Annotated in this window: 6 protein-coding genes; 5 read left to right on the plus strand and 1 reads right to left on the minus strand. The window is 68.0% G+C overall.

Annotation, left to right across the window (positions count from 1 at the left end; all coding sequences use genetic code 11):
- The first annotated feature begins 636 nt into the window (after positions 1-636).
- From dnaK to LBC97_13120, 5 genes are all read left to right on the plus strand, one after another.
- A complete protein-coding gene (gene dnaK / locus LBC97_13100; protein MDR2566962.1) occupies positions 637-2,514 on the plus strand; it encodes a molecular chaperone DnaK in 1,878 nt (625 codons plus the stop codon).
- Between the two features lie 2 nt (positions 2,515-2,516).
- Complete coding sequence (grpE, locus tag LBC97_13105; GenBank protein ID MDR2566963.1) at positions 2,517-3,383, plus strand: nucleotide exchange factor GrpE; 867 nt, start codon at positions 2,517-2,519, stop codon at positions 3,381-3,383.
- 1 nt (position 3,384) lies between these two features.
- Entirely contained in the window at positions 3,385-4,380 is a 996-nt protein-coding gene (locus LBC97_13110; GenBank protein ID MDR2566964.1) for a DnaJ domain-containing protein, read from the plus strand.
- Between the two features lie 19 nt (positions 4,381-4,399).
- The gene (locus LBC97_13115; GenBank protein ID MDR2566965.1) at positions 4,400-4,873 is read left to right on the plus strand and encodes a helix-turn-helix transcriptional regulator; all 474 of its coding nucleotides are present in this window, start codon (positions 4,400-4,402) and stop codon (positions 4,871-4,873) included.
- Positions 4,874-4,995: 122 nt separating this feature from the next.
- A complete protein-coding gene (locus tag LBC97_13120) occupies positions 4,996-8,277 on the plus strand; it encodes a DEAD/DEAH box helicase (GenBank protein ID MDR2566966.1) in 3,282 nt (1,093 codons plus the stop codon).
- Between the two features lie 118 nt (positions 8,278-8,395).
- Here LBC97_13120 and LBC97_13125 read toward each other — a convergent pair.
- A partial coding sequence (locus tag LBC97_13125; protein MDR2566967.1) for a hypothetical protein occupies positions 8,396-9,395 on the minus strand: 1,000 nt, incomplete at its 5' end.

The raw sequence follows: 9,395 nt of genomic DNA on the forward strand, positions 1-9,395 counted from the left end.
CACGGCCTCGGCGAATCTTGACCTGGCGTCCGAAACGCTCATCTCCACGGCCCCAAGACTATGCCGAAACCGCCGAAACGTACAATTGCGCGCGGCCGGAACCCCGTTCGCCGCCGTGCGCGGTTGGCCGGATCGCGCCCAAGCGGCATCGGCGGCCCATTTGGGGGCGGGTTTGGGGCGATCAGTACACGATCAACACCGTGGCGGCACCTGTGGAAGTGGCGCGAGCGCGGCCCCGGCGCAAATGGGAGCTTTCACAGGCGGGATCGCAGCCGAAGAAATAGGTGCCGTCCCCGCTCTTGGGGTCAGTCCGTGAGACACGGAGCCCGGGACGACAAAGCTGAGCCAACTGAGCGCAGCATGGCAATGTGACTTGGATCATAGCGGCGGCGGCGTGGGTGTTGGCCACGCGCTCAAAGCCTCAGCCCATGGCAAACTTGAGTCCGGCAGACTCAATGCGGCTTGACGCCAGGTCCGCGAGAGAGGAAACTTGAGTCTGGTTGACTCAACCGAGGGAGCCATCGGCGATCGGCCGGGCCGCCAGCCCACCCTGGCCGGTTCGGCCGGTCACCCGTGGCTCTCGCGCGCAGCCAAGTCAGATGAGCCAAAGGGCCAAAACTAGAAGGGAAACCAAACATGGCACGAGCAGTCGGGATCGATCTGGGCACCACCAACTCCGTGGTCGCCACGCTTGAAGGCGGCGAACCCACCGTCATCACCAACGCTGAGGGACAGCGCACAACCCCATCCGTGGTCGCATTCTCCAAGAGCGGCGAGGTGCTGGTCGGAGAAGTCGCCAAGCGCCAGGCGGTGACCAACGTGGACCGCACCATCTCCTCGGTCAAGCGCCACATGGGCACCGACTGGACCGTCGACATTGACGGCAAGAAGTACACCGCCCAGGAGATCTCCGCCCGCATCCTCGGCAAGCTCAAGACGGACGCCGAAGCCTACTTGGGCGAAAAGGTGACCGATGCCGTCATCACCGTCCCCGCCTACTTCAACGACGCGCAGCGCCAGGCCACCAAGGAGGCGGGCGAGATCGCCGGCCTCAAGGTCCTCCGCATCATCAACGAGCCCACGGCCGCCGCGCTGGCCTACGGCTTGGACAAGTCCACCGAAGACGAACTGATCCTGGTCTTCGACCTGGGCGGCGGCACGTTCGACGTGTCCCTGCTGGAGGTCGGCAAGGAGGAAGACGGGTTCTCCACCATCCAGGTGCGGGCCACCTCCGGCGACAACCAGTTGGGCGGTGACGACTGGGACGCCCGCATTGTCGACTTCCTGGTGGGCGAGGTCAAGAAGTCCTCCGGCGTGGACCTGTCCAAGGACAAGGTCGCCATGCAGCGCCTCAAGGAAGCCGCCGAGCAGGCCAAGAAGGAGCTCTCCACGGCCACCGCCACCACCATCTCGCTCCAATACGTGTCGATGAACGAGAACGGCCCCATCCACTTGGACACCAAGCTGACGCGCGCCCAGTTCGAGGACATGACCAAGGACCTCCTGGAGCGCACGCGCCGTCCGTTCGAGTCGGTCATCGCGGACGCGGGCATCTCCGTCTCCGAAATCTCGCACGTCATCCTGGTGGGCGGCTCGACCCGCATGCCGGCGGTGGCGCAGATGGTCAAGACCCTGACCGGCGGCAAGGAGCCGAACAAGGGCGTCAACCCGGACGAGGTGGTCGCTATCGGCGCCGCGCTCCAGGCCGGCGTGATCATGGGCGAGCGCAAGGACGTCCTCCTGATCGACGTCACCCCGCTGTCGCTGGGCATTGAGACCAAGGGCGGCGTCATGACCAAGCTGATCGACCGGAACACGGCCATTCCGACCAAGCGGAGCGAGATCTTCTCCACCGCCGAGGACAACCAGCCCTCCGTGCTGATCCAGGTTTACCAGGGAGAACGCGAGTTCGCCCGCGACAACAAGGCGCTCGGCACGTTCGAGTTGACCGGCATTGCCCCGGCCCCGCGCGGCATCCCGCAGATCGAGGTCACGTTCGACATCGACGCCAACGGCATTGTCCACGTCTCCGCCAAGGACCGGGGCACGGGCAAGGAGCAGTCCATGACCATCTCCGGAGGCTCGGCCCTGCCCAAGGATGAGATCGACCGCATGGTCAAGGACGCGGAGGCCCACGCCCAGGAGGACAAGAAGCGCCGGGCGGAGAGCGAGTTGCGCAACTCCGCCGAGCAATTGGTGTACCAGACCGAGGCGCTGTTGAACGACACGGGCGACAAGCTCCCCGAGGACTTGAAGACCGAGGTCAACGGCAAGATCGCGGACCTGAAGGAGGCGCTTGAGGGTGCCGAGATCGAGCCGGTCAGCCAGGCGCAGGCCGCGTTGAGCGCCAGCGCCCAGAAGATCGGCCAGTTGGTTTACGCCCAGCAATCCGCCGATGCCGCCGGTTCGGCTTCCAGCGCCGGCTCCGGTTCGGACGCGGGCGCCCAGGGCGGCGGGTCCGGCGCGGACGACGACATTGTCGACGCCGAGGTGATTGACGAGGATCAGGTCTGATTATGAGTTCTACGACCGGAAACAACCGGGGCGGCCGCTCCGCGAAAGCGGCGTCCGCCCCGGCGGACGCCGGCCAGCGTGAGGGCCGCCACCACGTCTCGCGGGCGTCGGCCGACGCCCAGGACGACCTTGACCAGCGCGTCGACAACTTGGACGAGGATCTGGCGGTGGAGCACAATCTGGGGGTTGACCCGGATGAGCTCACCGGGGACGGCGGCCTGGAAACCAACTCCGAAGGCCGGCCCGTGATCCGCGACAACCGCAAGGTCGACCCGATCTCGGGCCGGGCGCGCAAGGCTGGCAAAGCCGGCGGGGCGTCTGGCGCCGGGACGGGGGGAGGCGGCCGGACGGCATCGGGCGCGGGGTTGTCGGAGGAGACCCCGGACACGGCCGAAGCGGCGGCCCGCGCGTTGGAGGACGAGGTCGTGGCGGCCGCCGAGCTGATCTCGACGCGGGAGGAGCTGCGGGTCCGGACCGAGGACTTGCAGCGCCTCAGCGCCGAATACGCCAACTACCGCAAACGGGTGGACCGGGACCGCGCCGTGGCGGGGGACCAAGCCCGCGCGGAGGTGCTGACAGCGCTGATTCCGGTGCTGGACGACATCGACGCGGCGCGGACTGCGGGCGAACTGGACGGCCCGTTCAAGGCGGTCGGCGAGAAGCTCGAGGCGGCCCTCGCCAGGTTCGGCCTGGAACGCTACGGCGCCGAGGGCGAGCCGTTCGACCCGACCATTCACGAGGCCTTGCTGCACCAAACCGATCCCCAGGTCAAGGTCCCCACCATCTCGTTGGTCCTCCAACCCGGGTACCGGATGGGCGAGAGGGTGTTGCGGGCCGCGCGCGTCGGCGTGGTCGATTCGGAGGGCTGACATGGCCGGGCAGGACTGGTTCGAGAAGGACTTCTACAAGACGCTCGGCGTCCCGAAGAACGCGGATGACCAGACCATCAAGAAGGCCTACCGGAAGCTGGCGCGGACTCTCCACCCGGACGCCAATCCGGGCGACGCGGCCGCCGAGGAGCGTTTCAAGGAAGTGTCCGAGGCCTATTCGGTGCTGTCCGACCAGGAGCAACGCAAACAATACGACTCGGTGCGGGCAATGGCCGCAGGCGGGGCGAGGTTCTCGGCCGGGCCCGGCGGCGCGGCCGGCGGGGGCGGCTTCGACGACATGTTCTCCGCGATGTTCGGCGGCGGGCGGGGCAACAGCCGTGTGCGCTATTCGACCGGCGCGGGCGGGGACTTCAACCTCGAGGACATCCTGGGCGCGTTTGGGGGCGGCGGTTTCTCCGGCGGCTTTGGGCCCGGCGCGGCCGGCCCGGCGGCGGGCGGAGACCTGCACGCTTCGGTGACCCTGCCGTTCCGGGACGCCGCGGCCGGTTCGACCCAGGTGCTGACGATCGACGGCCAGTCGATGACTGTGCGGATCCCGGCGGGCGTGCGCAACGGCCAGAAGATCAAACTGGCGGGCAAGGGGCAGCCGTCCCGCACCGGCGGGGTGCCCGGCGACCTCGTCATCACGGTGACAGTCCCGGTCCACCCGGTGTTCTCCCTGGACGGCAACAACCTGCGCCTGACCGTGCCCGTGACGTTCGCCGAGGCGGCGTTGGGCGCGCGCGTCGAGGTGCCGACCTTGGACGGGGGCGCGGTCACGGTCAAAGTGCCGGGCGGCACTCCCACGGGCCGCACATTGCGGGTCAAAGGCAAGGGCATCACCACCGCCAAAGGCACCGGCGACATGTTGGTCACCATCAACGTGGCGGTGCCGCAGAAGGTTTCCGGGAAAGCCAAAGAGGCCCTGGAGCAGCTGCGGGAGGCGACGCGGGGCGAGGATCCGCGCGCCGAACTGCGCCGTCAGGCCGCCCAATGAGCCGGCGGGCGGTGGCGCCATGACCACCATGCGGATCGACGTGCGCTACCAGACCGCGGCGGGCCCGGCGGATTCCGCCGCTCCGGACTTTCAGGACAAACCCGTCTACCCGATTGGCGTGGCCGCCCACCTGGCGGAAATGCATCCCCAAACCCTGAGGCAGTACGACCGCCTGGGGCTGGTAGTCCCCAAACGCGCGGCGGGGCGGGGCCGGCGCTACTCGGCGCGGGACATCGCCACACTGCGGGAGGTTCAACGGCTGTCCACGCAAGAGGGCGTCAACTTGGCGGGCATAGCCCGCATCCTGGCCCTGGAAGAAGAGAACCGGGACCTGCGCCGCCAGGTGGCGGACCTGCGGGCCGCCGCCTACCCCGGCCAGAGGATCTTCGCGGTCGCCTCCTCCGGGGACGCGATCCCGCTGGCCCCGGGCCAACGCGCGCGCCGCGCCCCCGTGGACGCAGAGTCCCGCGCGGTCATCCTCTGGCGCCCGTAGAGAAGGCAAATGGGGACGGTACCTGTTTCCGGCTCGCCGGAAACAGGTACCGTCCCCATTCTTGCGAGGGACAGCCGGGCGATCACGTTGCGGGACAAACCTGAGCGCAAGATAATGGCCGGATGCCCTTAAGCGGTTTGCCCCTGGTTGACGCGGTCGACCTCAAACGCCAAGTCGGCGCCCTGACGTTCGCCCGCGGTCACGAGTATTTCCGGCGCGGCCTGGTGTTGACCAGGACCATCTCCTACGACCCGATCGACCTGAGGCTGTACGGACGCGTGCGCGGCACCAGACCAACCCCCTACGAATGCCGCATCTGGCTGGAGGCGGACGGGGACGGCTTCGTGGTGGAAGCCGACAGCGGGCTGTGCACCTGCCCGGTCGGCTTCGACTGCAAGCACATTGTGGCCCTGGTGCTGGCCGCGAACTCCGCGGCCATGAGAGACCAGACCAATCAGCTCGAAGTGCCCAGATGGGAGCTCCAACTCCGCAAGTTGGCGAACGCGATCAGCGCCGGCACCACGCTGCCCAAGCTGGCGCCCGTGGCCCTCCAGTTGCGCGCCGTCGAATGGGCGGGCCGGTATTCGGGTCGGCCCACTGTGGAGGCCCGGATCGCCCGGCCGGGGAAGAACAAGCGCTGGGTTGGGCATCCCGACCTGCGTTGGAGCACAGACGCGTGGCGGGACGCGGGCGTCAGCCGCGCGCAAGCCCGCTGGTTCCAAGACTTCAACCGGCTGGCGAATCCTGGCTACGGCTCGTCCACCTGGTTGCAACTGAGCCTCACCGATTCGGACGCCTTGTGGCCGCATTTGGCCCGCGCGGCCGATCTGGGAATCGAGTTGATTGGCGACAAGCCCGGCGACACGGTTGAACTCGCGTCGATCGTCGAACCGGCCATTGACCTGCGCCAAGACGACCACGGTCTGCGTCTCGCGGAGGTGGTGCGGATTGGCGGCGCCAGCGGCGAGACGCTGACCGGAGCGACTGTGGCGACCATCGGGTCGACCGGGTACGCGGTTTTCATCGAGCCCCGTGCGGACCAAGCGTCCGGCCAAACCGCCGGCAAAGGCGGCGGCCGGCGCATTGTGCTTGGCCCCGGCGACGGCCGGGGCGCGGTGGTCGGGGCGGCGTTCAAGTCCGCGCTCCCCCTTGCCATCCCCGCGAATCAAACGGACGGCTTCTGGAAGGACCTCTACCCGGTCTTGGCCAACGCCCTACCCGTCCTGTCAACCGACGGGTCGGTTGAGCCGCCCGAATTGCCCGCCGCGCGGCTGACGCTGCGCATCGACCGGCCGTCCCCCACCAAGGCCAAGCTGACCTGGCTGTGGCGGTACGGCCACGGCGCGGACGCGCACCAGTACCCGACAGATTCGGCCGAGCGCCCAGGCCCCAGGTGCGACCCCGCTGGCGAGGAGGCCATCCTGGCCCGCGTCGAAGCCGTCCGGGCCGCTTCCAGCCAGGCGTTCGGCGACCCGCGTTTGGCCAGCACGGAGCAGTTGTCCGATGCCGTCTTGGCCGGTTTCGCGATCACCGCCCTGCCCGCTTTGCGCCAGGTTGAGGGCCTGACGATCACCGGGGATTTGGACCACATCAGGGTCCGCACCGAAGAGCCGACCGTGCGGATCAAAGCCCAAGACGCCGGCGACGGCGACTGGTTCGACCTCAACGTGACGGTCCAAGTGGGGGACGTGGACTTGGTGTTCGCGGACATCTTCGAAGCGCTGGCGGCCGACGAGCCGCACGCCATGGCCAAAGACGGGTCGCTGGTGTCCCTGGACCACCCGCTGTTCCAGAAGCTGGCGCGGCTGATCGGCGAGGCCGCCAAGCTGTCCGACCGCCCGGGCAAGCCCCGGATTGGCCGCTACCAGGCATCGCTGTGGCAGGACTTGGAGGAGGCGGCCGGTTCGATCGAAGGGGCGGAGCGGTGGCGGGCCGCCATGGCGGAGCTGCGGGGCCTGGCGGACGCGGCCCCCTCCGCCGAGCCGTTGCCCAAGGCTGTGACAGCGAATCTGCGCCCTTACCAGAAGGCGGGCTACGACTGGCTGACCTTCGTCTGGCGGCACAAATTGGGCGGCGTGCTGGCGGATGACATGGGCCTGGGCAAGACCGTGCAGGCCCTCGCGATGATGGCGCGGGCGCGGTCCGAGCAGCCGGCGGGCACGCCGCCGTTCCTGGTGGTCGCCCCGTCCTCGGTGGTGCCCGGCTGGCTGGAGGAGGCAGCGCGCTTCACCCCGGACTTGGTGGTGCGCCCCGCGAGCGAAACCCGCGCGCGGGCCGGCGTGCCTTTGACGGAATTGGCCGCGGGGGCCGACCTGATTGTCACCTCCTACGCGATCTTCCGGCTTGACAAGGACCAGTTCGCGGAGATCGCCTGGCCGGGGCTGATCCTGGACGAGGCCCAGTTCGCCAAGAACTTCGCCACCAAGGTGAACCAGCAGGCCAGGGCCCTGCACACGGATTTCAAGCTGGCCATCACCGGCACGCCCATGGAGAATTCGCTGGAGGAGTTCTGGGCCATCTTCGCGATTGTCGCGCCCGGTTTGCTTGGTTCGCGCAAGCAGTTCAAGGAGGTCTACGGCGGCCCGATCGCCGCCGGCGGGGACGGCGGCCGGGACGCGATGGCGCAGTTGCGGCGGCGGGCGAAGCCGCTGCTGCTGCGCCGCACCAAGGAGAAGGTGGCCGCCGACCTGCCGGAACGCCAAGAACAGGTGCTGCATGTGGAGCTGGCCGGACGGCATCGTGAACTATATGACACCTATCTGCAACGGGAGCGCTCAAGGATGCTGGGGCTGCTGGAGGACTGGGACGCCAACCGGTTCGCCATCCTGAGGTCCCTGACCATGCTGCGGCGCGCCGCGTTGGACGTCACCCTGGTGGACCCGGCCCTCCAGTCCGTGCCGTCCTCGAAACTGGACGTGCTGATGGACCAACTGGACCAGGTCATCGGCGCGAACCACCGCGCGCTGGTCTTCTCACAGTTCACCACCTACCTGGCGAAGGTCCGCGCCCGGCTGCGCGAGTCCGGGATAGAACACTCCTACCTGGACGGGTCCACGCAGAACCGCGCGGACGTCATCAACGGATTCAAGACCGGCGCCGCCCCGGTCTTCCTGATCTCGTTGAAGGCGGGCGGGTTCGGCCTCAACCTGACCGAGGCGGACTATGTCTTCCTGCTGGACCCGTGGTGGAACCCGGCCACGGAGAACCAGGCGATCGACCGCACCCACCGGATCGGCCAAACCCGGCCAGTCCTGGTCTCACGGCTGGTCTCCCAGGACACCATCGAAGAAAAAGTCATGGCCCTGAAAGAACGCAAACAAGCGCTCTTCGACTCCCTCCTAGACCAAGACGGCGCCTTCTCCACGGGCCTGACCCCCGAAGACGTCGCCGCCCTGGTCAACTAAGCAGGGCTTGCCTGTTGGCCGGATCGGGCCATTCCAAGCGTCTGCGGGGCCAGGCCCCAGTCCCCCAAAGCGGGGAGACCGGGGCACCTGGCCCCGCATCGCAACGACCGCGCTCGTGCTAGACGAGTGCCTTCACTTGCGCAACAGTCCACACGGTGCCGTCCGCGAATTTGAACGCTGCGGGTTTGTAATAGGCGTCATACTGCGACGTCCCGACCGAGTAGTAGAACCAATTCTGATACTCCAACGACCCGCCCGGATAGAGAAACGCCAGGCCGCTCCCGGACTTCGAAGCCGTCAGGTCCTCCGGCGCCACCCCGGCCGGGAACTCCACCACAGTGTTGCTGTCCGAATCGGCCAGCGTGTTCACGCCAAAGCCCGGCTTGTAGACGTCCGCCCCGGCGCCGCCATCCAACCGGTCGTCCCCGGGGCCGCCGTCCAACACGTCATCGCCACCCTGACCGTACAACTTGTCGTCACCGGCGCCCCCGACCAACGTGTCCGCAGACCCGGCGCCCGTGATCGTGTCGTCCCCGCCGAACCCGCGGAACTCCGACACCTTGTACGGCGAACCCGACAACACGTCGGCGCCGTCCGTGCCCTCGAACACCCACCGGAAATCCTTGATCGCCTGGGCGCCCATCTCCGCCCCGTCCGCGAACCTGAACAAAGCGGGTTTGTAATAGGCGTCATACTGCGACGTCCCGACCGAGTAGTAGAACCAATTCTGATACTCCAACGACCCGCCCGGATAGACAAACACCAGGGAGTTGCTCACCCGCGCGGCTGTCAAGTCACCAGCGACAACGCCCGCCGGGAGAATCACCACAGTGTCGTTGTCCGAGTCGGTGACCACGTCCGCTCCGCCGCCGGACAAGTCGTAGACGTCCGCCCCGGCGCCGCCATCCAACCGGTCGTCCCCGGGGCCGCCGACCAGCAAATCCTCGCCAGCCCCCGCGTACACGGTGTCATCGCCGGGGCCCGCCACCAAGTGGTCATCGCCGGCGTTTCCGTTCAGCCTGTCGTTCCCCGCGCCGCCGTACAACTCGTCTGCGGCGGCTGACCCGTTCAGCGTGTCGTTGCCGCCCATGCCGTACGCGGTCGGCCACCCCGCGGTG

It is taken from the genome of Bifidobacteriaceae bacterium (assembly GCA_031281585.1).
Classification (GTDB): Bacteria; Actinomycetota; Actinomycetes; order Actinomycetales; family WQXJ01; genus JAIRTF01.